We start from the raw sequence: 26,256 nt of genomic DNA on the forward strand, positions 1-26,256 counted from the left end.
GGTGCTGCCGCCTACTTCTTGACGAGAGGGCAGGCCGACTCGGACAGCGGCAGGAAGGCCTTGTCGGCCGGCACCGTGCTGATGACCTTGTAGTAGTCCCAAGGGGCCTTGGACTCCTGCGGCGACTTGACCTGGAACAGGTACATGTCGTGCACCATCATGCCGTCCTCGCGCAGACGGCCGTTCTTGGTGAACACATCGTTGATCGGCATCTCGCGCATCTTGGCCATCACCGCCTTGGCGTCCGTGCTGCCGGCCGCCTCCACCGCTTTCAGGTAGTGCTTGACCGAAGAGTAGGCGCCCATCTGGCTCATATTGGGCATGGCATTGACCTTGGCGAAGTACTTCTTCGAGAAGGCGCGCGTCTCGTCATTCATGTCCCAGTAAAAGGCCTCGGACAGCAGCATGCCCTGCGCAGTGCGCAGGCCCACCGAATGCACATCGTTGATGTACATCAGCAGCGAGGCGAGCTTTTGCTTGCTCTCGGGGGTGATGCCGAACTCACGCGCAGCCTTGATCGAGTTGACCAGGTCATTGCCAAAGTTGGCCAGGCCGATCACATCGGCCTTGCTGGCCTGGGCCTGCACCACAGCCGATGAGAAGTCCGAGCCATTGAGCGGGTGCCGGGTCTCGCCAATCACCTTGCCGCCCACGGTGCCAATGGCCTGGGTGGTGGCCTTGACGATGTCATAGCCGCCCGAGTAGTCGGCGGTCAGAAAGTACCACTGCTTGCCGATCTTCTCGGCCGCCGCCTTGCCCACGGTATTGGCCAGCGCATAGGAGTTGTAGGCCCAGTGCGCGACGGTGGGGCCACACATGTCACCGGTGATGCGGTCGCTGGCCGGGCCGCTCATCACCAGCACCTTGCCTTTTTCCTTGGCGATGTTGAGCACCGCGAGCGCGGCCGCCGAGCCGCCCACGTCCTGGATCGCGTCGACGCCGTTGTCGTACCATTCGCGCGCCTTGGCCGCTGCCGAGTCGGCCTTGCTCTGGTGGTCAAAGGTCAGCAGCTCGACCTTGCGGCCCAGCACCTGGCCACCGGCTTCGTCCAGCGCCATCTGGGCGGCGGTGATGCTGCCCTTGCCGGTGATGGCCGAGTAGACGCCCGACTGGTCAACGATCAGGCCGATGCGCACCGGCGGGCCCGATTGTGCGCTGGCGCCCAGCGACAGGCACAGCAGCGCTGCGGCCAGGCCCAGTGGTTTGACGGGGGCGCGCAGCGCAAAGAGGTGAGAAATACGCATGGTGGTGTCTCCTGTTCAGCTTTTGGTCAGTACCTGGGATTCGCGGATCATCTGCTGCCAGCGCAGGCGCTCGGCCTGCAGGAATTTTTCATAGGCCTCCGGGCCCTGGGCGGTGACCGAGACGCCTTGCTTTTCCAGCAGGTTCTTCAGCTCAGGTGCCTGTAGCTGGGCCACGGTGGTGCAGCCCAGGCGGTCGATGACCTCGGCGCCGGTCTTGCGCGGCACAAAAAAGCCGTTCCAGATCGGCGCGGCATAGCCGGGGTAGCCCAGCTCGGCGACGGTGGGGATCTCGGGCCAGGAGGCCATGCGCTGCGCGCTCAACGTGGCCAGCACGCGCAGCTTGCCCGACTGCACCTGCGGGCGGGTGAAGAGCGCCGTCATCATGCCCATGTCCACGCGCTGCTGCAGCAGGTCCGGCAGGGCCGGGGCCTCGCCCTTGTAGGGCGCATGGATCATCTGCGCGCCGCTCAGCTTGCCCAGGTACTCCATCGCCACATGCAGCGGGCCCAGCGGCCCGGTGGACATATAGCGCAGCTTGTCCGGTGTCTTCTTCGCATCGGCCAGCAGCTCGCCCAGGGTCTGGTAGGGGCTGTCTTGCGCCACCACCAGCACATAGTCCACATTGCAGATCGAGGCCACCGCCGCAAAGTCGCGCTGCGGCCGGTAGCCCAGGTCGGGCATGGTGTGCTCGAGCACGATATTGGTGCCCACGCCGCCCATCAGCACGTTGTAGCCATCGGGTTCGGCATGCGCCACCTGGGTGGCGCCGATGGCGCCCGCTGCGCCCACCTTGTTGTCGACCACCACCGGCTGGCCCAGGCCGGGCTCCAGCGCCTTGGCCAACAGGCGGCCGAGCACATCGGTGGCGCCGCCGGCGGCAAAGGGCACCACCAGCCGCAGCGGGCGTGACGGGTAGGGGCTCTGCGCCCAGGCCTGGTGGCCGGCCAGCAGGCTGGCTGCGCCCCAAGCGGTGCTGTGTGCCAGCCACCGTCGTCTGCCGGGATTGACCGGCGCTTGTTGCAGGGAAAGCTTGTCGTTCATGGCATTGTCTCCGTTCCGTTTTTTGTGGTGTGCCGTGTCCTAAGCGAGATGAGAGAGGCGCTACAGCCGGGTGGCGCTGATCGTGAGCCCTCCGTCGATGTGCAAGGTCTGGCCGGTGATGTAGCCAGCCAGCGGGTGCAGCAAGAAGTCGATCGCATGGGCGATCTCCACCGGCTCGGACACCCGCTGCAGCGGCACGGCGGCGAGCAGCGCCTCGGTCTGCGGCGCGCCGGGCGGGCTGGCGGTCTTGAACAGCTCGGTGGCCACGGGGCCGGGGGCAATGACATTGACGGTGATCTGGTCCGTCGCCAGCTCCAGCGCCCAGGTGCGGCTCATGCCGATGACGGCGGCCTTGGTGGCGCTGTAGGCGGTGCGGTTGGGCTTGCCCAGCGCGGCGCGCGAGGAGATATTGACGACGCGGCCGGCGCGCGCCTGGCGCATGCCCGGCAGCAGCGCCTGCATGCAGACCAGGCAGGCGTTCACGTTCAGCGCCATCGCCTCGTTCATGTCGGCCACGCTGGTGTGCGCCAGGTCGGTGGTGTGGGCCAGCGCCGCGTTGTTGACCAGGCCGTAGAACGGCGCCTGCGCGGCCAAGTCGCTGACCAGCGCCCGCGTGCCGTCGAGGTCCATCAGGTCACAGGCGATGAACTGCTCATCGGCCCGCGCATCGGCGGGGATGCTGCGGGCCAGGCCAATGGGCTGGTAGCCCTTGTCGGCGAGGTAACGCATCGTGGCGCGGCCAATGCCCCGGCTGGCGCCGGTGACCAGGACGCGGGGTTGGCGGGAGCTGTCTGTCATGCCAGGCCTTTCAGTAGTTGCCGACCGATGATGGTCTTTTGCACTTCGGTGGCACCTTCGTAGATGCGCATGGGGCGCACTTCGCGGTAGAGGCGCTCGACCACGCTGCCGCAGGTGATGCCCATGCCGCCCCACAGCTGCACCGCTGCATCGACCACCTGGAAGGCGGCCTCGGTGCCCTGCATCTTGGCCATCGCCGCCTCGGTGCTGATGCGGCGCTGGCGCACATCGCGCAGCCAGGCGGCCTTGTGCACCAACAGGCGTGCGGCTTCCAGCTGCGTGGCCATATCGGCCAGCTTGTGCTGCACGGTCTGCATCTCGGCCATCGCCTGGCCATAGAGCTGGCGCTGGCTGACCCGCACCAAGGTCTCATCGAGCGCGCGCTGGCCCATGCCCAGCGCTGCGGCCCCCACCGAGCTGCGGAAGATATCGAGCACGCCCATCGCCACCTTGAAGCCCTCGCCGGGCTGGCCCAGCAGCCGGCCCGCCGGCACCTTGCACGCGTCAAAATGGATCTCGGCCAGCGGGTGGGGCGCAATGATGTCGATGCTGCGGTGAATGCGCAGGCCCGGGGTGTCGGCATCGACCAGCAGGGCCGACAGGCCGCTCGCGCCTCTGGCCTCTTCGGTGCGGGCGATGACGACGTAGAAGTCCGCAATGCCACCGTTGGAGATATAGGACTTGGCGCCATCGAGCAGGTAGTGGTCGCCCTGCAGCACGGCCCGCGTTTTGGTGGCGGCCACGTCCGAGCCGCCATCGGGCTCGGTCAGCGCAAAGGCTGCCACTTTGCGGCCCTGGCTGCAGGCGTGCACATAGGGCGCCACCAGCTGCGCATCACCCTTTTGCCAGAGCGCGGCACTGCCAATGCCCTGCATGCTGAAGACAAAATCGGCCAGCGGCGCGTAGTAGCCCAGGCATTCGCGCACCAGGCAGATGGCACGCAGGTCCACTGCGGGCGCCATGCCCTCGGCCATCGCCGGCGCTGCGTATTCGAGCAGGCCATGCTGGGCCAGGCTCTGCAGCCAGTGGGCGCATTCGGCCTGCAGGTCCTGCGGGGTTTCATCAGCCAGAAGCGCGCGGTTGTCGCTGATCCAGTGGTTGAGCCGGGCGATGACCTCGGCATGCCGCGCGTCAAAAAATGGCGTCTCGGCCAGGGTCCAGCTGTGCTTCATACGCTGGCCTCCTGGGCGAGCAGGTGCTGCGCCAGGTCGCGCAGCGCATTGCGTTTGACCTTCTTGCCATTGGGGCCCATGGTGTAGGGAAAGGTCTCGACCCGGAAGATGCGGATGGGTACCTTGTAGCGCGCAATCTGCTGCTGCAGCTGGGCCTTGATCGCCTCTTCGTCCCAGCGGCTGTCAGCGCTATCGCTGGGCTCCAGCACAAAGGCCACCGGGCGCGAGCTGCCCGAGGCATTGACCGCTACCACCTGGCAGGCACTGGCGCCGCACAGCGCCATCACCGACTCTTCGATCTCGGCCGGGTTGACCAGGAAGCCGCCGATGCGCAGCACATCGCCCAGGCGCGAGATATGCGTGAAGCCGCCATCGCCATTGAGGTAGCCCAGATCGCCCGAGCGCAGGAAGCCGTCGTCGGTGAAGGCCTGCTGCTTCGCCTGCGCGTCGTGCAGGTACTGCTGCATCAAGGTGGGGCTGTAGAACTCCAGCTCGCCGGGCTCTTGCGCCTCGGCGAGGGCGCCGGTCTCCAGGTTGCGCACGCGCACCCGCGCCTGCGGGCAGACCGGAAAACCGCCGGACTGGGCGCGCCGGGGCAGGGGCGCTGCCGGGTCCTGGTGGGCAAACAGCGCAAAGGTCTCGCTCATGCCAAAGCAGCCGACCATCGGTATGCCGTACTGCAAGGCACGGGCGGGCAGCGCATCGAGCCCGGGCACAAAGTTGGCATGGCCAAAAAAGCGCAGCGCCTGCGGCTGCCAGCCGGCGGGCAGGTCGGCGATGAGCTTGTCGACCATGTCGTTGGTGCCAAACATATGGCTGATGGGCTCGTGCTGCAGGCAGGCTGCGGCGCGCGCGGTATCAAACACCTCGTGCAGCACAAGGCATGCGCCAGCGGCCAGGGTGGCCATCGCCGCTGTGTAGCCAAAGGCCCCGCACAGCGGCAAGGCCAGCAGGCTGCGGCAGCTGGTGCCGATGCCAAAGCCGGGTGCCACATCCTGCGCATGCTGGGCCACGCTGGCCTGGCGGTGCACGATGAGCTTGGGCTGGCTGGTGGTGCCCGAGGACGACAGGATGATGCAGGTCTGCGCGCCCTGGCAGTCGCTGCGGTGCGGCGTCGTTGCGGCTGCGGCCATCAGCGCCTGCCAGGGCTGGATCTGCAGCGCGCCGCTACCGGCCTGCAGCGGGGCAGCGGTGGCCGGGCCCAGGCTGGCATCGATCAGGCACTGCAGGCTGCCGCCTTGCTGCGCCAGGATCTGCTCCAGGCTATTGCCGGGCAGCAGGCTGGCAGCACTCGCGGCAGCGCCATTCATCACGGCCAGCGCATTGGCGGTGGCGCGGTCAAAGGCCAGCGCCTTGCAGCCGGAGCGGTCGATAAAGCTGCTGATCTCCTTGACGCCGAGCTTCAGGTTGAGGCTCAGGGTCGTGATGCCCAGCTCGGCGCAGGCCAGGTGCAGCAGCAGCCAGTGGGGGGTGTTGGGCAGCCACAGGCCCAGCACATCGCCGGCCACCAGGCCTTGCTGGCGCAGGCCGTGGGCGCATTGCTGCACCTGGCTGCGCAGCTGGGCATAGCTGTGGGTGCTGGCGCCAAACTGCAGCGCGGGCGCGTCGTCGGCGCCCAGTGCCAGCAGGCTGCGCACATCATTGGCCCGCGCGCTGCTGGGCGCGCTGGCCATGGGTTGGGATGTCATAGGCGGCCTTTAGACGGTGGCGACCGGGGTCACGGGTGAGCCTACGGCACCGGGCAGGCGCAGCGCCGGCGCGGTCAGCATGAAGCGGTAGCGGCCATGGGCCTCCAGCCACTGCGCCAGCGGGTGCAGGTACCACAGCTCACCAAAGGGCATGCCGAGCTTGAACAGGCAGAGCTCATGCAGCGGAAGAAAGGCGCAGCTGCCGTCGACCGGCCGGCCGGGTACCGATTCGATGCCGTAGTTGTCGGCCACCAAGGTGGTGATGTGGCTGTCGATGATCCATTGCTGCAGCTCGGGATCGCGCCCATCGAGCACCGCGCCGACGGTCTCGGGCATGTCCGACTTGGGCGGGCCATCGCAGGCAAGCAGCAACTCGCTAAAGCCGGTGTAGAGCGCCACGATGTCGCCACGGGTGACCTCGATGCCATCGGCCTTCAGCACCTCCTTGAGCATCTTGCCCGAGACGAGGGTGTGGCCGTCGCCAAAGTGGCGGCGCAGGTTGACCAGCACGCCCCGGCCCTGGATGGCCTGCTCGGCCAGGCGCTCCACGCCCAGCGCCTTGGCGCGGGACTGGCCGCCCATGTCCGGCAGGTCATCGGGCGCCAGAATGTCGATACCGGCCTGGAAGCCGTTGTAGTAGACCAGCTCGTCGACGCCATCGCCATTGATGTCGAAATGGCTGCCGACGTGCGAGAGCGCATCCCACTGCGTCGAGTACTGCAGGTAGATCTCGGCGTAGTCGTCGCTGACCACGTCGGTGTAGAGCGGGTTCTCACGCGAGAGCGCAAAGTTCAGCCCCGGGCCCAGCGGCCGGCGCGAGGGCTTGATGACCGGCGGGTGGCGGCGCGGGTTGAGCGCGTTGCCGCCGGGCTTGTCCAGCGGCAGGCTCAGGCAAAAGCGCTCGCCCGTCTGTATCTCCTGCGCCGCTTCCTTGACCTTGTCCGCCGTCAGGTAGTTCAGGCGGCCGAGCTGGTCGTCAGGGCCAAAGTCGCCCCAGTTCGATTGCGCGGGGCGCTGGGTCCAGCGCGGCGAGCCGGCGCTGCCGACAACTGGGGCAAGGTGCGGGGCATGTACAGGGCGGTAGGCGTTCATAGGGTTTTCCAGATAACGGGGGAGACAGCGCGCAGCGGCGATCTGCCGTAGCTTGTGCGCACCTCAAGAGGTACCGAGCAACTATGAGACGGGATGTGCCGGGATGGCAAAAGCTGGCAGCACGGATGTTCACGATATGAACTCAGGTTTTCCCGGGGCGCAGAGCCCTGCGCGCCTGGTCAAGGTGCTGCGGCTGCTGACGCGCCACCATGTGCCAGGCCTGTCGATTGCGGAATTGACCGCGCAGTCCGGGCTGGACCGCTCGACCGCAAGGCGCTTGCTGATGGTGCTGGCCCAATCTGGCTATGCGGCCAAGGATGCGGTCACAGGCCGCTACCGCTTGGGTGTTGAAGCCATGCTGACGGGGCTGGCGGCGATGGCCAAGCCGCCCATCTTTGAGGTCTGCCACCCAGTGATGGTGAACGTGGCCCGGCGCAGCGGCGACACGGTGTTTCTGATCATCCGCGTGGGCGACTTTGCCCACTGCCTGCATGTGCAACCGGGCAGCACCGTGCTGCATGCCCACAGCCTGATGACCGGCCAGATCCGCTTGCTGGGCCAGGGCACGGCCAGCCTGGCGCTGGCTGCCAGCCTGCGCGATGCCGAACTGGAGCAGATCTACCAGCGCCGCCGGCTGGACTACGAGGCCGCCGGCATCAGCCAGGAGCGGCTGATGGACATGGTGCGCCAGACACGCAAACGCGGCCATGCGCTCAGCGTCAACCTGCTCACCTCGGGCGCCACCGGCGTGGGCCTGGCCATCGAGTTCCAGACCGCCCATAGCGCGCACATGGCCGCCATCAGCGTGGCCAACCACGATGCGCAGATGGATGCGCAGCACCAGGCGCAGGCGCTGCAGGTGCTGCGCGAGGAGCTGGCCCAGGCCGGCATTGCGCAGGTGGCCTGCGGCGGGCGCAGTACGGGCAGCGCCTAGCGCGGCGTTCTGGATCTGCGCCGGGCTGCGGGCTGGGGCGCGGATGGCGCCAAGCGGCGCAGCTCCTCATCGCTGAGTATGAATGCGGGGTTGTCCACCAGGCGCTCGACCGCCAGATCGATAAAGGCGCGTGCCCGGGCGGGCTGCGAGCTTCGGCTGCCAAAGTACACAAAATAATGGATGTACTCGGGCGTGTGCTCGACCAGCAGCGGCACCAGGCGCCCGTCGCGGATATAAGGTGCGGCGGTCACCCCTGCCAGTTGACCCAGCACCTTGCCGGCCAGCACGGCATCGAGCTCAAAGGCTTCGTCGTTGCTGCAGAGGGCGGGCACGACGGGGATGTCCACGATCTGCCCGTCGATCAGCACATGCCAGGGCAGCACCTTGCCCGTTGCGGGGTGGCGGTAGGCACTGCAGCGGTGCGCTTCGAGCGCGCTGAGCGACTGCGGCGCGCCGTGCTGCTGCAGGTAGGCGGGCGCGGCGCAGATCACCATCTGCAGCGCCAGCAATTTGCGCGCAATCACCCCCTCGTGCGCCGATGCGCCGAGCCGAAAGCCCACATCCACGCGGTCTTCGACCCAGTTGCCGACCCGGTCTTCGAGCAGCACATCGGGCTGGATGCCGGGGTGCAGGTCACAGAACTCCTCGACCAGGCGCCACAGGATGGGCCCGAAGGTGCTGCGCGGCCCTGCGATGCGCAAGGGGCCTTGGAAGTCGTCCTTGCGCTGGCGGGCATTGTCCAGCGCCCGCTGCATGCCTTGCACCGACGGCTGCACCTCTTCGAGCAAGCGCTGGCCGGCGTCGGTCAGCGACATGACTCGGGTGGTGCGGTGGAACAGGCGCGCATCCAGATGCGCTTCGAGCTGCGCCAGCGCCTTGCTGGCCGCCTGGGGGCTGATGCCCAGGTCCAGCGCGGCCTTGCGCAGGCTGCCCAGCTCGGCCGCCTTGATGAAGGTGGTGACAGATCGCAGTTCGTTGAGGGCCATGCTGTGCTTTCTTGAAGTCCTATTGTCATCAATTCGGTGCTAATAAATCAACCTATTCACCACTATTCAGTATCAACGCCCTTGCTTACAGTGGCCCCCCATGCGCGCTGGAATTCGCAGCGCTGCCCCCCATCACCGGAGTTATGCACCATGAAATCCTTGCTTTGCATCGCATTGGCTGGCGCCGCCACCAGCGCCGCAGCGCAGCCACAGGGCGGCGAGCCGCGCGCGGCCGTGGTGGAGGTTCATGCTGCGGCGACCCAGCCGGCATCTACTGGGGCGGCAGACCGCTTTAGCGGTGCCGTGCGCATCACCACGCCGTTCAGCGCGCCAACGCCTGGCCGCGCTGGTGGTGGCACCGTCGCCTTTGAGGCCGCTGCGCGCACGGCCTGGCACACCCATCCGCTGGGCCAGACGCTGATCGTGACGCAGGGCGCTGGTCTGGTGCAGCAACAGGGGCAGCCAGCGCTGGCGATGCGCGTGGGCGACGTCGTCAGCATTCCGGCCCATGTGCGCCACTGGCATGGTGCGGGGCCGGGCGGGGCCATGGTGCATGTCGCCATCGCTGAGAAGCAGGACGGCCAATCGGTCACCTGGCAGGAGCTGGTCAGCGACGACGACTACCAGGCAGCCTGGCAAGGCGCGGGCCTGCAGCAGGCCGCTGCGACGCAACCGCCAACACGCCACTACCCCAGCGCAGACAGCCTCAGTGCCCGGCAACGGGCGATCCCCTTGATCGCCGCTTTGGCCGCCAGCAGCGATATGGCGCAGCTCGATGCCGCGCTGCGCCAGGGCCTGGATGCCGGGCTGAGCATCAGTGAGAGCAAGGAAGTGCTGGTGCAGCTGTATGCCTATGTCGGCTTTCCCAAAAGCCTGAATGCGCTCGCGCAGTTGATGCAGGTGCTGCAGGCCCGCCAGCAACAAGGCATTCAGGATGCAGCCGGCGCGGCGCCCAGCCGCGCAGTGGTGACCGGTGAGGACCTGACTGCCGTGGGCCGCAGAAACCAGACAGAAATCTCCGGTGGCCCGGTGCAAGGGCCGGTGATGGCGTTTGCACCGGTCATCAACCAGTTTTTGCAGGCGCATTTGTTTGGCGACATCTTTGAGCGCGACAACCTCGATTGGCAAAGCCGCGAGCTGGCCACCGTGGGTGCCTTGGCTGCCACCCCGGGTGCCGAAGCCCAGCTGCGCTCGCACATGCGCGCCAGCCTGCGCGTGGGGCTGCGTGCCTCGCAGCTGCGTGAGCTTAGCCAGGTATTGGCGGCCAGCGGCATGGCCGCAAGTGCCGAGCGGGCGCAGACCGCTCTGGCCCAGGCACTGGCGCTCGCGACGAAAGGACAACCATGAACATCCCCCAACTTTTGTGCGCGACGGCGCTGCTCAGCGGCTGCGCTACGCAGTCCGGCCCGGCTACTGCGCCCCTGCAGATCCAGTCCCAAGGCAGCTTTGCGGTGGGCGGTGTGGTGCAGCAGACCCCCGGGCGCTATGACAACAACCAGCCCACGGCGGCAGGACAGAGTTTTCATGGCGACCATCTGTATGCCTTCTACCAGGTGCCGGTGCAGCCCAAGCCGCTGCCGATTGTCATGCTGCACGGCGCTTTCCAATCTGCACGCAGCTGGGAGAGCACACCAGACGGCCGAGAGGGCTTCCAGACCTTGTTTTTGCGGCGCGGCTTCTCGGTGTACCTGGTCGACCAACCGCGCCGTGGCCGGGCCGGCAACAGCACGGTGGCCGCGATGCTGGAGCCCACACCGAATGACCAGCTGTTCTTTGACCAGTTTCGCATTGGGCAATGGCCCAGGCGATTCGACAACGTGCAGTTTGACCCGGCGCCTGAAACCTTGAACCAGTTCCTGCGCTCCATCACGCCCAATACCGGCCCCTATGACGCAGCGGTGATTGCCGATGCCATGTCGGCGCTGTTCTCCCAGGTGGGGCCCGGCATCTTGTTCACGCATTCACAAGGAGCCGGGCCCGGCTGGCTGACCGCCATCCGCAACCCGAATGTGAAAGCCATCGTGGCCTTCGAGCCGGGCAGCGGTTTCATCTTTGCGCAGCAGGATGCCCCTGAGCCCATGCCCAGCGCAGCTGGCACCCTGGCGCCCGAGATCGTGCCGCTGGACGATTTTTTGAAGCTGACCCGCATTCCCATCGTCATCTACTACGGCGACAACTTTCCGACAACACCGACGGCTGCACGGGGGCAGGACAACTGGCGGGTGAGGCTGGCGATGGCCCAGCGCTGGGTCGCTGCGATCAACCGGCATGGCGGCAAGGCGCAGCTGGTGCATCTGCCCGAGATCGGTGTGCATGGCAATACGCACTTTCTGATGTCCGACCTCAACAACCGCGAGATCGCGGCGCTGGTGGCGCAGTTTCTCTCAGCGCAGCAGCTGGACTGATCGGCGCGCAACGTCCTCTTCACCCCTACCGAAAGGCCTTCTTTTATGACCCTCCTGACCCGACGCCCGGTGATGACGCATTCCGCGCTTGGCCTGTCCCTCAGCACCTTAGGAATTTCCACGATGACCACCACCACAGCGGCCGCTGCCGATGCCCCTAAAAATCCCTTCACCCTGGTCTATGCGGGTGCGATTGCCAAGAACGAACCGGGCAAGGTCAATATCCATCCGGTGACCTACCCGCTCAATGGCCTGGATATCGTTGCCAACGTCTACACCCCCGCCCACTACAACCCCCAGCAGCGCTACCCGGCCGTGGTGGTGGCGCACCCCAACGGCGGGGTCAAGGAGCAGGTTGCCGGCCTCTACGCCCAGCGCCTGGCCGAGCAGGGCTTTATCACGATTGCTGCAGACGCCGCCTACCAGGGCGGCAGCGGCGGGCAGCCGCGCAGCACCGACAAGCCGCAGTTCCGTGTCGAAGATATCCACGGCATGGCCGACTTCATCACGCGCTTTGCCGGTGTCGACCCGCAGCGCCTGGGGCTGTTGGGCATTTGCGGGGGAGGCGGCTATGCGCTCTCGGCGGCCAAGTCGGACAAGCGTTTCAAGTCGATCGCCACCTTGAGCATGTTCAACTCCGGGCGGGTGCGCCGCAATGGCTTTGCCGATTCGCAACTGGCCAGCGTGCAGCAGCGCCTGCAGCAGGCCAGCGATGCGCGGGCTGCGCAAGCGGCGGGCGGTAAGATTGTCTATGCCGGCGATGCCGACATGAGCGATGCGCAGATTGCCGCGCTCCCGTTCGAGATGTACCGCCAGGGCTATGAATACTACTGGCGCAGCCATGCGCACCCGAACTCGACGTTCAAGTACACCAGCAGCAGCCTGTTGGACCTGATGCGCTGGGATGCGACCGACCAGATCGCGCTGCTCGAGCAGCCCTTGCTGATGGTGGCAGGCACTGCCGCCGACAGCCTGTACATGACCGAGGACGCGTTTGCCAAAGCCACCGGCGCCCAGCACAAGGAGCTGTTCAAGATCGAGGGCGCCACCCACATCGAGACCTACTGGGTGCCCAAGTATGTCGATGCCGCCATGGGCAAGCTGGCGCTGTTCTACAGCCAGACGCTGTAATGGCAGCGGCCAACCGCTCCACCCGGCGCGCGCTCTTGGGCACCTTGGCCAGCTTGCCAGTCGTGGGCGCGGCCTCTGCCAAGCCGCGCCAGGGCTGCGGCAGCAGCGCGGGCCAGGTGCTGGTGGCCTACTTTTCACGCACCGGTAACACCCGTGTCATTGCCGGCCTGGTCCAGCGCAGCCTCAAAGCGCAGATCGCCGAGATAGCGCCGGCCACGCCGTACCCCGAGGACTACCTGGAAACGGTGGAGCAGGCGCGTCAGGAGCGCGATACGGGCCGAACCAGGCCACTGGCTCGCCGTATCGATGTGGCAGCCTTTGACACGGTGTACCTGGGTTTTCCGATATGGGGTGAAACCGTGCCTCCGGTGGTGCGGGCCTTTTTGGCAGCGCAGGACTGGCAAGGCAAATCCCTGGTGCCGTTCCAAACCCATGGCGGTTATGGACTGGGCAACAGCCTGGAGGTGCTGGCCGGCTACCTGGCCAAGGGCCGCCTGCAGCCAGGTTTTGCGATGGAAGCCGACCAGGAGCGGCGCACGATGACCCAGGTGGGGGAGTGGCTGCAGAAAAGCAGCTGCCGCTGAGTGCCTGCGGCGTAGGACAACCGCGCAGCTGGCCGGTGGTATTGCATTTGTGCGGAACCCCGGCGGCGCCATGGGCTCCAAGTGCCTCCTTTGTGCACTTTTTATAGCGGAGCCCTGATCCATGACGACTGAAGAAATTCGTGCCACCTTGACCCTGTGCCTGCTCGCCTCGTTTGCCGATGGCGAGAAGCACGAGCGTGAGCGCGAGCAGATCCGCCAGGTCGCCGAGGGCCTGGCGGCCGACCAGCAGATCAACCTGCCCCACCTCTACCAGGATGTGCTGCTGCGCCGCGTGCAATTGGGCGATGTACTGGCCCAGCTGCAGACCACCGAGGCGCGCCAGCTCGCCTATGAGATGGCGCTGTGCGTCTGCGAAGCCGATGGCAGCACCAGCCCCAAGGAGGCGGCCTTTTTGGCGCAGCTGCGCGAGGCTTTTGCTACGGCAGGGCAGGCGCCCGGTCCTAGCGCCGCTCCTGCAGCGGCTGCCGCAACGGGAATGGCTGCTGCGGCCACCCTGGCCACGCCGCCCGCGCAGGCGCTGGCCGGCAACCTGGTCGATGCACCTTTGAATGCCGCCTTGCCCGATGCCCCGCTGACGCTGACCGAGCCAGCGCCCCATCCGGCAGCGGCGGACCCGTTGGTGCCGGCGCAGGCCGAGCGCCGGCCCTCGAGCTTGTCGGTCGAGGCCATGGACCAGAAGATCCTCAAGGCCTCGATTCTCAATGGTGCGATCGAGCTGCTGCCCGAGAACCTCTCGACGTTGGCGATCATTCCGCTGCAGATGCGCCTGGTCTACCAGATCGGGCAGAACTATGGCTACGAGCTGGACAAGGGCCATATCAAGGACCTGCTGGGCGCGCTGGGTGTCGGCTTGACCTCGCAGTACCTGGAGCAGGCCGGGCGCAAGCTGCTGGGCGGCTTGCTGGGCAAGGCCGGCAAGGGCCTGCTCGGGGGCCTGGGCCGGCAGGCGGTCAGCAGCGGCATGAGCTTTGCCTCCACCTATGCGCTGGGCCATGTCGCCAACCAGTACTACGCCGGCGGGCGCCAGCTGTCGACCGAGATGCTGAAAAATGCCTACCAGCATGTGATGCAGGATGGCCGCCAGCTGCAGTCGCGCTACCAGGCGCAGATGCAGGAGACGGCCAGCGGCCTGAACACCGCCAAGATCCTGTCGATGGTGCGCGGCGGCTAGTAAACACATATCTAAATGTAACCATCTCTGTAGGCAAAAGCCTGGAGTTTATGCAGGACGATACCGTCAGTATTGTCGGAATATATTGATTGCTGTATTTGGTTTTTGTGACTGAGATAACCCCAACCCGCCTTCATCGGCGGGTTTTTTTGTCTGAGCGCTACGCCATGAAATCTCTTACAGAAACCAGCACTTATCCCAAATTTCTCCTCTGAAGGAATGCCAATAACAACCGATAAATCTAGCTTGCATTCTGAAGTTGGGGCGGAGATTGGTACGCCTTTCTCAGGCAGTGGGACAGGCGCGCGGAGCTGGCTTTGCTTATAGACCGGAACTAGTCGCGGTTATATGTTATTTCAATAAATTAATTTTAGATTTACCAAAGGTTCGCAGTACGGTTGCCCTTGTGAATAGTTGTGTTGGCATGAGTAATCAGCGGCACCTTTCCTCGCGCGTCGGTTGGTATGGCCTGAGTTGATCTCTCCCCATCCTGGCGTCTTGGCACGGTGCACAAGGAGACGCTATGAACCCGATTGGTGCGCAGAGGACACTCCGCCGTCTGCTGTTTGGAGGGCTCGCGAGCCTGGCTCTCGTCTGCAGTTTTAACGCTTCGGCGGCATCGGCCGGATCCGGCCGGGCCTATGGCCTGCAGGTCACCGCCGATGTGGTGGGGGTGGGGCTCGGCGTCCCGATTGCCGATACCGGGCAGAAAACGGCACCACCGGATTTCAATACCCCCACCTCGGTCGTCAATGCGTCTGTCGCTGCAGGCGTCGGCAATTTGCTGACCGTGCGTACGGGCGTTCTCAACTCCGCCACGCAAAGCAAGCTGGCGCAAAACAGCGTCGTGTCCTCATCGTCCGTCAGCGGCTTGGCCCTCAAGCTCGCCGGGCTGGCGCTGGGGGCAGACACGATCAGCTCGCAAGCCAAGATGTCCTGCGTCAATGGGACGCTGACGCCAGAGGGCAGTGCGCAAATCCTGGGTGCCTCGGGATCGCTCGCCGGCGTCAGTGTGGCGGCAAACACCCGGGTCGATCTGACGATTGGTGTGCCCACTCTTGGGACCATGGTCGGGGTCGTTCTCCACACCAATGAGCAAACCCTGAGCCCAGACGGCAAGACCCTGAGCGTCAATGGGCTGCGTGTGGAGCTCGTGGCGTCTGCGCTCGGTATTCGCTTGCTCGGCGCATCGGTCATCGTAGGCAACTCCACGGCCACGATGGCCGATTGCGCGCCCACGGTCACCTTGGGTTCCTTGCCCTTGATTACCACCAGCAACCAGGCCGCTATCCCCGTCAGCGGAAGCTGCAGCGCCGGCAGCGGCAATGTGGCCATCAGCTCCACGCCCGCCGGCGTGACCCAGTCGCTGCCTTGCTCCGCCACGGGCAGCTATTCCGGTTCGGTGAACACCACAGCGCTGGCCGACGGCCCCGTGACGCTCACGGCATCACAGAGCCCCGCAGGGCCCACCAGCGCGGCGAGCCAGGCCACGACCAAGAACACGGTCCCGGTATTGCAACCGCCGGTTGTGACGGTGGTGTCTGCGCCCCATATCACCCTGGCCAACCAGGCGTCCTATGGCGTCTCGGGCACCTGCTCGGCGAATGGCGCGGGTGTTGCCATCACCATCGGCGGCGTCGGAGGAGTTACGTCTACTGCGCAGTGCAGCGGCGGCCTTTGGTCCTCTACGGGCCTGAATGTCGCCAGCCTGGCCAATGGGCCAGTCACCGTTGCGGCTTCTCAAACGGTCAGTGGTCTGACCGGCACGGGCAGCCTGCTGACCAGCAAGGACTCGACCGGGGGAGTGCCCGTGGTGGTGGTGACCTTGGCACCGGCGATCACGGCGACAAACCAGACCTCCTACACTGTCTCGGGCACTTGCTCGGTCAATGGCAGCAATGTGACTGTGTTGATCGACACCGTCACTGCCTCGGTACCTTGTACCGGCAATATCTGGGCTGCCGCAGGCCTGGATGTCAGTGGCTTGCTCGATGGCGCCCTCACGGTCACGGCCACGCAAACCGCCAATGGTCAAACAGGAACGGGTAGTCTGGGGACCACGAAGGACTCGGCCGGGGCTATCCCGGTGGTGACCATCAGCCTGGCTCCCGCCATCACGCTGGCCAACCAGGCTGCCTATAGCGTTTCGGGCAGCTGTTCGGTCAATGGCAACAACGTGGCCGTGCTGGTGGGCTCGGTCGCTGCCTCTGCGCTGTGTACGAATGGCAGCTGGTCCACGGCCGGCCTGGATGTCAGTGGCTTGCCCAATGGGGCCGTCACGGTCATGGCTTCGCAAACGGTGGGCGCGCAGACCGGATCCGCGACCCTGGTGACCAGCAAGGACGTGACGGGCGCCGTACCCGTGGTAGCGGTGACCTCGGCCCCCGCGATCACGGCGCTGAACCAGGGCTCCTACACGGTCTCTGGTACCTGTTCGGCCAGCGGCAGCAACGTGGCCGTGCTGATCGGATCCGTCGCTGCTGCAGCGCCTTGTAATGGCGGCCTCTGGTCCACCGCAGCGGTGGATGTCAGTGGCCTGCTCGATGGCGCGGTCACGGTGACGGCGTCGCAGACGGTGGGCGGCCAGACGGGATCGGGCAGCCTGCAGACCAGCAAGAACACGGTGGTGGATGCCCCCGTGGTGACCATTAGCTCGGCACCTGCCATCACGGCGCTCAATGAGGGCGCCTATACGGTCTCGGGCACCTGCTCGGCCAATGGCACGAACGTCGCTGTGCTGGTCGGCTCCGTGGCGGCCGCGGCGCCCTGTACGGGCAACATCTGGTCCAGCTCGGGCCTCGATGTCAGCGGCTTGGCGGATGGGCCGGTGCTGGTCTCGGCCTCGCAAACGGTAGGCACGCAAACCGGGTCGGGCACGCTGGTGACAGCCAAGGACACGGCGGGTGTCGCACCCGTGGTGACCATCAGCGCTGCACCCGCCATCACGGCGCTGAACGAGGCAGCCTATACGGTCTCGGGCACTTGCTCGGTCAACGGTACCAACGTCAGCGTCCTGGTCGGCTCCGTCTCTGCATCAGCGGCCTGCGATGCCGGCCTCTGGACCACCTCGGCGCTGAATGTCGCGGCCTTGCCGGATGGCGCGGTCACGGTGACCGCTTCGCAAACCGCCAATGGCCAAACCGGATCGGGCACGCTGGTGATCGCCAAGGACACGGCCGGGGTCGCTCCTTCCGTGGCCGTCACCTCGGCACCCGCCATCAGCGCTGGCAACCAGGCGTCCTATGTCGTGTCGGGCACCTGCTCGGCCAACGGCAGCAACGTGGCCGTTCTGGTCGGCTCCATCGCTGAATCGGCCATGTGCGACGGCGGTGTCTGGGCCACGGCGGGCCTGGATGTCAGTGGCTTGCCCGATGGCGCGGTCACGGTCACGGCCACGCAAACCGTCGGGGGCCAAACGGGATCGGGCAGCCTGGTGACGAGCAAGAGTTCGGCGGGGGTTGCTCCGGTGGTGAGCATCACCTCGGCGCCTGCGATCACGGCAGCGAACGAGTCGTCCTATACCGTCTCGGGCACCTGCTCGGCCAATGGCACGGGGGTGGATGTTCAGGTCGGCACCGTCACTGCCTCGGCGCCCTGCAGTGGCGGCATCTGGTCCACCACGGGCCTCAATGTCAGTGGCCTGGCCAATGGCGCTGTTTCGGTCGTTGCCGCGCAGACGGTGGGCGGCCTGACCGGCTCGGGGAGCTTGGTGATCACCAAGGACTCGCAGGGACTTGCCCCGGCGGTCACCATCACCTCGGCGCCTGCGATCACGGCGGCCAACCAGTCGGCCTATACCGTCTCGGGCACCTGCTCGGAAAACGGCGTGGTGTTGACGGTGCATGTCGGTGACGTTGCAGCGGTGCCGCAGCCTGTGTGCAGCGGTGGCATCTGGTCGACCGCAGCGATGGATGTCAGCGGCTTGCCCGATGAAATGGTGCTGGTGACGGCCTCGCAGACGCTGAACGGCCAAACCGGATCGGGCAGCGTGGTGACGGCCAAGGACACGGCCGGCATTGCGCCGGTGGTGGCCATCAGCTCGGCACCGGCCATCACGGCAGCCAATGCATCGGCCTATACCGTCTCGGGCATCTGCACGGTGGACGGCAGCAATGTGGCGGTACTGGTCGGCTCGGTTGCGGCTTCGGCCCCATGCAGTGGCGGCATCTGGACCAGTGCAGCGTTGGATGTCAGTGGCTTGCCCGATGGGCCGGTCACGGTGACGGCCTCGCAAACGGCCGGTGGCCTGACGGGATCGGGCAGTTTGGTGACCGCCAAGGACACGGCAGGCGTTGCCCCTTCGGTGGCCATCACCTCGGCAGCGGCGATCACGGCGGCCAACCAGTCGGCCTATGTCGTATCGGGCACCTGCTCGGTCAACGGCACGGATGTCTCCGTTCTGGTGGGCCAGGTCGCGGCAACGGCGCCCTGCAACAACGGCGCCTGGACCAGCGCCGCCATGGATGTCAGTGGCTTGCCCGCTGGGGCGGTGACGGTCATGGCCTCGCAATCAGTCGGTAGCCAAACGGGCTCGGCCAGCCTGGTCGTCACCAAGGAGTCGGGGGGTAGTGCACCGGTGGTGAGCATCACCTCGGCGCCTGAGATCACGGCGGCCAACCAGTCGGCCTATACCGTCTCGGGCACCTGCTCGGTCAACGGGGCGGGCGTCGCAGTCCAGATTGGCACCATCTCCGCGTCGGCAGCCTGCAACAGCGGCAGTTGGACCACTGCAGCGCAGGATGTCAGTGCCTTGCCGGACGGCTTGGTGACCCTGACCGCCTCGCAAACCGTGGGCGGCGGAACGGGGGCGGCCAGCCTGGTCATCGGCAAAAACGCGGCCGGCGCGGCGCCGGTGGTGACCATTGGCTCGGCCCCCCCCATCACGCTGGCCAACCAGGCGTCCTATAGCGTCTTTGGCAGTTGCTCGGCCAACGGTACGAATGTGGCGGTCCAGGTCGGCAATGTCTCTGCCACTCCCCTGTGTGACGGCGGAAGCTGGTCTGCGTCGGGCCTGGATGTCAGCGCCTTGCTAGATGGCGTGGTCGTCGTGACGGCTGAGCAAATCGTAGGCGGCCTGTCTGGCTCCGACAGCGTGGAGACCACCAAGACCACGGCAGTGGTGGTTCCTGTGGTGGTCATCACCTCAGCCCCTGCAATTACCGCTTCGAATCAGGCCGCCTATACCGTCTCGGGCACTTGCTCGGCCAACGGCCAAGCTGTGAGCGTGCTTGTCGGCACGCTACCTGCAACGGCACCGTGCAGCGATGGCATCTGGGCCACCGCTCCCATCGATGTCAGCGGCCTGGACGATGGACAGATCACGGTGCAGGCCTCGCAAGATGCTGGTGGTCAAACGGGAGGGGTCAGCCTGGTGATCAGCAAGGACACGGCTGGCGCAGCACCTGCCGTGAGCGTGACCTCGGCACCCGCGATCACGGCAGCCAACCAATCGGCTTACACCGTCTCGGGCACCTGCTCGGCCCATGGTGAAGCGGTAGCGGTTGAAATCGGTACGGTGCCTGCATCGGCGCAGTGCAATGCGGGCATCTGGTCGAGCGCGGCCGTGGATGTCACTGCCTTGCCCAATGGCCCGGTCACGGTGAAGGCCTCGCAGACGCTGAACGGCCAAACCGGCTCGGGCAGCCTGGTGACCAACAAGGACGCGGCTGGGGTGACACCCGTGGTGAGCGTGACTTCGGCACCGGCGATCTCGGCGGCGAACCAAGCAGCCTATACCGTCTCGGGCACCTGCTCGGTGGACGGCAGCAACGTGGCAGTCCTGGTGGGCTCGGTATCGGCATCGGCACTGTGCAACGCGGGCATCTGGTCCTCGGCGGCCGTGGATGTCACGGCCTTGCCCGATGGGGCGGTCACGGTGATGGCCTCGCAAACTGCCAATGGACAATCGGGATCCGGCAGCTTGGTGACATCCAAGGACTCGGCAGGCGTCGCTCCTGTGGTGGCCATCACGTCCGCCCCTGCGATCACGGCATTGAATGTGTCGGCGTACTCCGTCTCGGGCAGCTGCTCGGCCTATGCGGAAGCGGTGACCGTCCAGGTTGGCTCGCTGTCCACTTCGGCGCAGTGCAACCTCGGCATCTGGGCCACGCCAGCCATCGATGTCAGTGCCCTGGCCGATGGCTCGGTCACCGTGACGGCCTCGCAGCTGGTTGGCGGCCTGACAGGGTCCGGCAGCCTGGTGATTGGCAAGGACACCGCAGGCACGGCCCCCGTGGTGAGCGTGACCGTGGCTCCCACGATCACGGCGGCCAACCAGGCCTCGTATGCCGTCTCCGGTACTTGCTCGGCCAATGGCAGCCCCGTGGCGGTTCAGGTGGGCTCGGTCGCTGCAACGGCCTCCTGCGCGGGCGGCAACTGGGCCGCTACCGGCCTGAATGTCACTGCGCTGGCTGATGGATCCGTCATCGTGACAGCGGCGCAGACCGTCGGCAACGTGATCGGATCGGGCAGCCTGCTGACCCTCAAGGACACGGCAGGCGTCGCCCCCGTGGTGACCGTGACCTCGGCACCCGGCATCACCGCAGCCAACCAGGCTTCGTATATCGTCTCGGGCAGTTGCTCGGCCAACGGTAGCACCGTGGCGGTTCAAGTCGGCGCGGTGGCTGCATCGGCGCCATGCGCTGGCAACAACTGGGCCATCCCCGGCGTGGATGTCAGTAGCTTGCCCGATGGCCTGGTGACCGTGACCGCTGCGCAGACGGTTGGCGCCCTGCAGGGATCGGGCAGCCTGGTGACCAACAAGACCACCGGCGCAGTCCAACCCGTGGTGACCATCACCTCGGCACCCGACATCACGGCAAGCAACCAAGCGGCCTATACCGCCGCGGGCACCTGCTCGGTCAACGGCACCAACGTGGATGTCGAGGTCGGCTCGGTGTCTGCATCGGTGCCCTGCACCAGCGGCAGCTGGACGACCGCCGCGTTGAATGTCAGCACTTTGCCCGATGGAACGGTGACCGTGACGGCGGCGCAAACGGTTGGCGGACAGTCCGGGTCGGACAGTGTGGACATCAACAAGGCCACGGGTGGAGCCATACCGGTGGTGACCATTACGTCGGCACCTGCCATCACGGCAGCCAATGCGTTGGCGTACTCCGTCTCGGGCACCTGCTCGGTGGGCGGCAGCAATGTGGATGTGGAGGTCGGCTCGGTGTCTGCCACTGCGCTGTGCAATGGCGGCATCTGGGCGACCGAGGGCATGGACGTCAGCGGTCTGGCGGATGGATCGGTTGAGGTGACGGCGACGCAAACGGTGGGCGGCCAGACGGGGCTGGGCAACTTTGTGACCAGCAAAGATGCCGCTGGGGTTGCGCCCGCCGTGGCCATCACCTCGGCTCCTGCGATCACGGCAGCCAACCAGTCGGCCTATACCGTCTCGGGCACCTGCTCGGCCAATGGCGCCAATGTGGATGTGCTGATCGGCGGCCTCGCTGCATCGGCGGTTTGCAACAACGGCATCTGGGCCAGCTCGGCGATCGATGTCAGTGGCTTGGCCAACGGGCCGGTCTCCTTGTCGGCGTCGCTGACGGTGGGTGGCCAGACGGGCAGCGGCGGTTTCACGACCAGCAAGGACGCTGCGGGCGTGGTACCTGTGGTGGCCATTAGCTCGGCACCTGCGATCACCGCATTGAACCAGGGGGCTTACACCGTCTCGGGCACCTGCTCGGCCGATGGCGCCACCGTGACCGTGCTGATCGGCTCCATTGCTGCATCGGCACCGTGCAATGCAGGCATCTGGGCTAGCGCGGGTGTGGATGTCAGTGGCCTGGCCGATGGTGCAGTCACCGTCATGGCGTCGCAGACTGCGGGGGGGCAAACGGGATCGGGTAGCCTGGTGACCACCAAGGATTCGGCAGGAGCTGCCCCTGTGGTCGCGATCACGTCGGCTCCATCGATCACTGCAGCCAACCAGACGGGCTATACCGTCTCGGGTACTTGCTCGGCAGAGGGTGCCAACGTCAGCGTGCTGGTGGGCGCCATCGCGGCATCGGCAGTGTGCAATGGTGGCATCTGGGCGAGCGCGCCCATCGATGTCAGTGGCTTGCCTGATGGACCGGTTTCCGTGACGGTGTCGCAGACGGCGGGTGGCCAGACCGGCACCGGCGGCTTTGTGACCAGCAAGGACGCGGCCGGCGCCGCACCTGCGGTGGCCATCACGTCGGCCCCGGCGATCACTGCAGCCAACCAGACGGGCTATACCGTCTCGGGTACTTGCACGGCCGACGGCAGCAATGTGGCGGTCCTGATTGGCTCGCTGTCTGTTTCCGCTACTTGCAACGGCGGCATCTGGGCGACGCCGGCTGTGGATGTCAGTGGCTTGCCTGATGGACCGATCACGGTGACCGCTTCGCAGACGGCGGGCGGTCAGACGGGCAGCGGCGGCTTTGTGACCAGCAAGGATTCGGCTGGCACCAAACCATCGGTGGCCATTACGTCGGCCCCGGCGATCACGGTAGCCAACCAGACGGCCTATACCGTCTCGGGCAGCTGCTCGGTCAATGGCAGCAATGTGGTGGTGCTGATCGGCTCGCTGTCGGTTACCGCATCCTGCAATGACGGCACCTGGACCACCGGACCTGTGGACGTCAGTGGCTTGCCCAATGGACCCATCACGGTGACGGTGTCGCAAACGGCAGGTGGCCAGACCGGAACCGGTGGTTTTGTGACCAGCAAGGACTCGGCAGGCAGCGTCCCTGTGGTGACCGTGACCTCGGCCCCGGCGATCACCTTGGCCAACCAAGGGGCCTATACCGTCTCGGGCAGTTGCTCGGCGGCTGGCACCAACGTGGCCATTCTGGTCGGATCCATACCGGCATCGGCACCGTGCAACGCTGGCGCCTGGTCCGCATCGGGCATTGATGTCAGCAGCTTGCCCGATGGTGCGGTCACGGTGACGGCTGCACAGACGGTGGGCAGCCTGACCGGCTCGGGCAGCCTGGTCACCAGCAAGCAGGGCACGACTGCCTCTGTGACGGTCACTGCGGCGCCACGTATCAGCAGCGCCAACCAGGCCAGCTATGGTGGCGTCTTCGGCAACTGCAGCGCAGCAGCTGGCGCGGTGACGGTGGCCATCGGTAGCATCAGCAACACGGTGGCCTGCACGGGCGGCAACTGGACCTTGGGCGCTGTCGATGTGCGCAGCCTGCCCGAGGGCACGGTGGTGGTGACGGCATCGCAGGCAGTCGCTGGCACGGTCATCTCCGGCACGCGCAATACCGTCAAGGACACGACGGCGCCTGCGGTCTCGATCACCACGGCAGCGAACATCGACAATGCGAACCAGGACGCCTACAGCCCTGCAGGTACCTGCAGCACCGGTGACGGTATCGTGACGGTGAGCGTAGGATCCATCCCGGCGACGGCGGCCTGTGCCAGCGGTAGCTGGACAGCGCCTGGCATGCGGGTAGGGGCCCTGCCCAATGGCCAGGTGACGGTGACGGCGTCGCAGACCGATGAGGCCGGCAATACCGGCAGCAGCACGCGCCAAGTCACCAAGAGCTCCGACTCGGGTGGCGAGCCGCCCGAGCCGCCTGCCGGCCGGATTGCGGCGCAGAGCGGCACCTGGATCGTCAGCGACGAGCTCAATGGGGAGCCAGGTCGCGGCATGGGCATCGATATCCAGGATGGCGTGCTGTTCATGCAACTCTTCGGCTACCGCGAATCGGGTGAACCCACCTTCTTCACGGCACTGGGTAGCTTGCGGGACAACGCCGTGACCGCGCCGCTGTACTACTACGAAGGCGGGCGCTTCTTTGGCGGTGAGCAGCGCGATGGCCATGAGGCGGGCAGCCCCGGCAATGTGGTGATCACTTTCACCAGCCGCACCACCGGCACGATCCAGTTCCCGGGCGAGCCAGCCAAGCCCATGCAGCGCTTTGACTACGAAGGCACGCCAGCGGGTGTCTTCTCTGACCCGGCCTTTGTCGACCGCTGGGCCATGGTCGAGCTCAACAGCAGCAACCAGCCGGTGCGCAGCTGGTGGGCCGATATCGGCACGAGCGAGCAGGTTTCCATGAGCGAGGACTGGGCGGCGACCGCGATGAGCTGGCCTTATCCGCCTGGCGTGGCGACGACGGTGCACGGCTTTGGCGGTACCTTGACGGACCATGTCGTGGCGGAATGCAGCTACGGAGGCAATGGGCTGGTGTTCCGCTGCTCGGGCAACCGGCGCGGTGCCACCGGCGGCCCGGTGATCGCGATGACGATGCAGCGGGAGGTGGACCAGATCAGCGGCACCCTGCAAGAGGGTGGTGGCGATGTGCGGCGCCTGGTGGGCTTCCGCGTGGGGCGTGCAGCCTACACCTGGCAGGACAACCAGAGTGTGCGCACCAGCTACTACGCGCCAGGCTATGCCCCTGAGTCGGGTACCTGGGTGGTCAGCAGCGAGCTGCGCGGCCTGCCTGGACGCGGTCTGTCGATCGAGCTGCAAAAGCCCATCAACAACGAAGACCATATGTTGTTCATGTCGGTCTACGACTATGAAAGCGACGGCAAAGCCACGTTCCACAGTGTGTTGGGCGCGCATGACGCATCCACCACGCCAGAGCCCCATACGCCCGATCTGTCCACGGTCCAGTACCAGGGTGGGCGCTACTTTGGTGGACCGGCTGCGATTGCCCGCTTCAAGGCCGATGCCGGTCCGACCAGTGCGATCCACTTCAGCGCGCCATCGGTGGGGACGCTGGCCTTCCCGGGTGAAGATCCGGTGCAGATCGAGCGCTTCTACTACGGTGTGAACAAGGGTTCGGCCCAGTCGCTGCGCGGATCCTGGGTGCTGCTGTCGCAAACGGATGCGATGCCCAGCCGCAGCTTCCGCTTCCAGACGCGCGACGCCAACTCGGTGATCGATACCGAATCGGGCTATGTCTGTGTTGCCCAAGTGCTGCGCCAGTTCAACTTCCACTGCACCGGCCCCTCGGGCTCCCCGGCCTTCCGCTTTGTGGCCGGCTTCTATGGCGCCAGTACCGGCATTGTGGGAGACGCCGAGGATGCACCGGCCATCACCGTGGTGCGGGTGACCGATCCAAACGGCGAGAGGGTGCAGGCAGGCGACTGAGGAGGGGGTACCGCTGGGCCGGCCGGTCCTGAACCGGCCGGACCTCACCCGGCGGGACCTCACCCGGCCGGACCCAGCGGCGGCCTCTGACCCCGCATCACCGGACGCGGGGATGCTGCCTGATCGGCATGACATCTATGCCGGCAGCTAAGAACCTGTTCAAAGTCTCTACGCAGCCGCGTTGGAGTGCAATCGGGATGAGTTCGAAGGGATGGAACGCAGCTTGCACCGGGGTGCAAGCAAGGGCCAGCGCGCAGAAATCGCCCGATTTCACTCCAACCCTTCGGGACAGTGGCTTTGCGAGCGGTCTGCGTCGTTGCAAATCCTCGCAATAGCTGGGCTATTGCTGCGGTATTGCGCCTCGCATCCCATCTCGCAAAGACACTGTCGCGGCGCGAGGAGACTTTGAACAGGTTCTCAGGCCCACTGTAAGCCGAGGCCTTGATTTGGAGGTGGACGGCGCTGTCAGTGCTGTCAGACAGCGCTGAATCGCGCACAGCCTGTGGCCTGCCTGGGTGAGTGCCAGCGACCCTACCCGCCCTCCGTGGCGGGTTTTTTTGTGTGAACGGCCGCCGCTGGATCGCCTTACAGAAAACTGCACTTAACCGCGATTTCTCCTCTGAAACCTGCGGCCAAGGACGGGGAAATACGGCCAGAAATCGCGGGTTTGGCCGGGACCTATGCCGCCGCCGATAGGGCAGCCGCCGACCGGCGTTGCTGTAACAGACCATAGGCCAGAACTAGCTGTGCTTATAAGTGAGTTCAATAAATTAATTTACCGTTTACCAAAGATTCGCAGTACCTTCGCCCTTGTGAGTAGTTGTGTCTGTATGAGTAATCAGCGGCACCGGTCCTCGGCCGTCGTTTGGTAGGGTCTGCGTCGACCACACCACATCTGGCGTTCTGGCAAGG

14 protein-coding genes are annotated in these 26,256 nt (G+C 65.9%); 7 read left to right on the plus strand and 7 right to left on the minus strand.

The features are described from left to right. Positions 1-11 precede the first annotated feature (11 nt). From WH367_RS21985 to WH367_RS22010, 6 genes are read right to left on the minus strand one after another with little or no spacing between them, the layout of a single operon-like run. The gene (locus tag WH367_RS21985) at positions 12-1,244 is read right to left on the minus strand and encodes an ABC transporter substrate-binding protein (RefSeq protein ID WP_339537666.1); all 1,233 of its coding nucleotides are present in this window, start codon (positions 1,242-1,244) and stop codon (positions 12-14) included. 15 nt (positions 1,245-1,259) lie between these two features. Then, the gene (locus WH367_RS21990; protein ID WP_339537667.1) at positions 1,260-2,285 is read right to left on the minus strand and encodes a Bug family tripartite tricarboxylate transporter substrate binding protein; all 1,026 of its coding nucleotides are present in this window, start codon (positions 2,283-2,285) and stop codon (positions 1,260-1,262) included. A gap of 60 nt (positions 2,286-2,345) precedes the next feature. Continuing rightward, complete coding sequence (locus WH367_RS21995) at positions 2,346-3,083, minus strand: SDR family oxidoreductase (protein ID WP_339537668.1); 738 nt, start codon at positions 3,081-3,083, stop codon at positions 2,346-2,348. After that, a complete protein-coding gene (locus WH367_RS22000) occupies positions 3,080-4,255 on the minus strand; it encodes an acyl-CoA dehydrogenase family protein (protein WP_339537669.1) in 1,176 nt (391 codons plus the stop codon). The genes WH367_RS21995 and WH367_RS22000 overlap by 4 nt, the downstream gene beginning before the upstream one ends. After that, positions 4,252-5,943 (minus strand): AMP-binding protein, encoded by a 1,692-nt coding sequence (locus WH367_RS22005; protein WP_339537670.1) that lies wholly within the window; start codon positions 5,941-5,943, stop codon positions 4,252-4,254. The genes WH367_RS22000 and WH367_RS22005 overlap by 4 nt, the downstream gene beginning before the upstream one ends. A gap of 9 nt (positions 5,944-5,952) precedes the next feature. Further along, positions 5,953-7,035 carry a cyclase family protein gene (locus tag WH367_RS22010; protein WP_339518841.1) on the minus strand — a complete coding sequence of 361 codons (1,083 nt, stop codon included), beginning with the start codon at positions 7,033-7,035 and terminating at the stop codon, positions 5,953-5,955. Positions 7,036-7,171: 136 nt separating this feature from the next. On the opposite strand from WH367_RS22010, the gene WH367_RS22015 reads away from it, so the two are divergent. Next, complete coding sequence (locus tag WH367_RS22015; RefSeq protein ID WP_339537671.1) at positions 7,172-7,969, plus strand: IclR family transcriptional regulator; 798 nt, start codon at positions 7,172-7,174, stop codon at positions 7,967-7,969. On the opposite strand, the gene WH367_RS22020 is transcribed toward WH367_RS22015, so the two are convergent. Beyond that, on the minus strand, positions 7,966-8,955 hold the full coding sequence (locus tag WH367_RS22020; protein WP_339537672.1) for a LysR family transcriptional regulator: 990 nt from the start codon (positions 8,953-8,955) through the stop codon (positions 7,966-7,968). The two genes, WH367_RS22015 and WH367_RS22020, sit on opposite strands and share 4 nt — an antisense overlap. A 150-nt stretch (positions 8,956-9,105) precedes the next feature. Between WH367_RS22020 and WH367_RS22025 the strand changes: the two genes are divergently transcribed. From WH367_RS22025 to WH367_RS22050, 6 genes are all read left to right on the plus strand, one after another. Next, the gene (locus WH367_RS22025; RefSeq protein ID WP_339537673.1) at positions 9,106-10,302 is read left to right on the plus strand and encodes a (R)-mandelonitrile lyase; all 1,197 of its coding nucleotides are present in this window, start codon (positions 9,106-9,108) and stop codon (positions 10,300-10,302) included. Then, positions 10,299-11,360 (plus strand): alpha/beta hydrolase, encoded by a 1,062-nt coding sequence (locus WH367_RS22030; protein WP_339537674.1) that lies wholly within the window; start codon positions 10,299-10,301, stop codon positions 11,358-11,360. The genes WH367_RS22025 and WH367_RS22030 overlap by 4 nt, the downstream gene beginning before the upstream one ends. Positions 11,361-11,483: 123 nt before the next feature. After that, the gene (locus tag WH367_RS22035; RefSeq protein WP_339537675.1) at positions 11,484-12,491 is read left to right on the plus strand and encodes an alpha/beta hydrolase; all 1,008 of its coding nucleotides are present in this window, start codon (positions 11,484-11,486) and stop codon (positions 12,489-12,491) included. Continuing rightward, entirely contained in the window at positions 12,491-13,075 is a 585-nt protein-coding gene (locus tag WH367_RS22040) for a flavodoxin (protein WP_339537676.1), read from the plus strand. Before WH367_RS22035 ends, WH367_RS22040 begins: the two co-directional genes overlap by 1 nt. Before the next feature lie 121 nt (positions 13,076-13,196). After that, positions 13,197-14,267 (plus strand): TerB family tellurite resistance protein, encoded by a 1,071-nt coding sequence (locus WH367_RS22045; RefSeq protein ID WP_339537677.1) that lies wholly within the window; start codon positions 13,197-13,199, stop codon positions 14,265-14,267. A 523-nt stretch (positions 14,268-14,790) separates the two neighbouring features. Next, positions 14,791-25,344: a beta strand repeat-containing protein gene (locus WH367_RS22050; protein ID WP_339537678.1), complete on the plus strand. Its 10,554-nt coding sequence runs from the start codon at positions 14,791-14,793 to the stop codon at positions 25,342-25,344. Positions 25,345-26,256: the final 912 nt, after the last annotated feature.

Source organism: Comamonas sp. MYb21 (genome assembly GCF_037479395.1).
Classification (GTDB): domain Bacteria; phylum Pseudomonadota; class Gammaproteobacteria; order Burkholderiales; family Burkholderiaceae_C; genus Comamonas.

Bases quoted from the DNA above. Each gene is read 5' to 3' on its own strand.
- WH367_RS22040 (WP_339537676.1), top strand. From the start codon at position 12,491: ATGGCAGCGGCCAACCGCTCCACCCGGCGCGCGCTCTTGGGCACCTTG.
- WH367_RS22010 (WP_339518841.1), bottom strand. From the start codon at position 7,035: ATGAACGCCTACCGCCCTGTACATGCCCCGCACCTTGCCCCAGTTGTC.
- WH367_RS22035 (WP_339537675.1), top strand. From the start codon at position 11,484: ATGACCACCACCACAGCGGCCGCTGCCGATGCCCCTAAAAATCCCTTC.
- WH367_RS22045 (WP_339537677.1), top strand. From the start codon at position 13,197: ATGACGACTGAAGAAATTCGTGCCACCTTGACCCTGTGCCTGCTCGCC.
- WH367_RS22020 (WP_339537672.1), bottom strand. From the start codon at position 8,955: ATGGCCCTCAACGAACTGCGATCTGTCACCACCTTCATCAAGGCGGCC.
- WH367_RS22000 (WP_339537669.1), bottom strand. From the start codon at position 4,255: ATGAAGCACAGCTGGACCCTGGCCGAGACGCCATTTTTTGACGCGCGG.
- WH367_RS22005 (WP_339537670.1), bottom strand. From the start codon at position 5,943: ATGACATCCCAACCCATGGCCAGCGCGCCCAGCAGCGCGCGGGCCAAT.
- WH367_RS21995 (WP_339537668.1), bottom strand. From the start codon at position 3,083: ATGACAGACAGCTCCCGCCAACCCCGCGTCCTGGTCACCGGCGCCAGC.
- WH367_RS21990 (WP_339537667.1), bottom strand. From the start codon at position 2,285: ATGAACGACAAGCTTTCCCTGCAACAAGCGCCGGTCAATCCCGGCAGA.
- WH367_RS22015 (WP_339537671.1), top strand. From the start codon at position 7,172: ATGAACTCAGGTTTTCCCGGGGCGCAGAGCCCTGCGCGCCTGGTCAAG.
- WH367_RS21985 (WP_339537666.1), bottom strand. From the start codon at position 1,244: ATGCGTATTTCTCACCTCTTTGCGCTGCGCGCCCCCGTCAAACCACTG.
- WH367_RS22050 (WP_339537678.1), top strand. From the start codon at position 14,791: ATGAACCCGATTGGTGCGCAGAGGACACTCCGCCGTCTGCTGTTTGGA.
- WH367_RS22030 (WP_339537674.1), top strand. From the start codon at position 10,299: ATGAACATCCCCCAACTTTTGTGCGCGACGGCGCTGCTCAGCGGCTGC.
- WH367_RS22025 (WP_339537673.1), top strand. From the start codon at position 9,106: ATGAAATCCTTGCTTTGCATCGCATTGGCTGGCGCCGCCACCAGCGCC.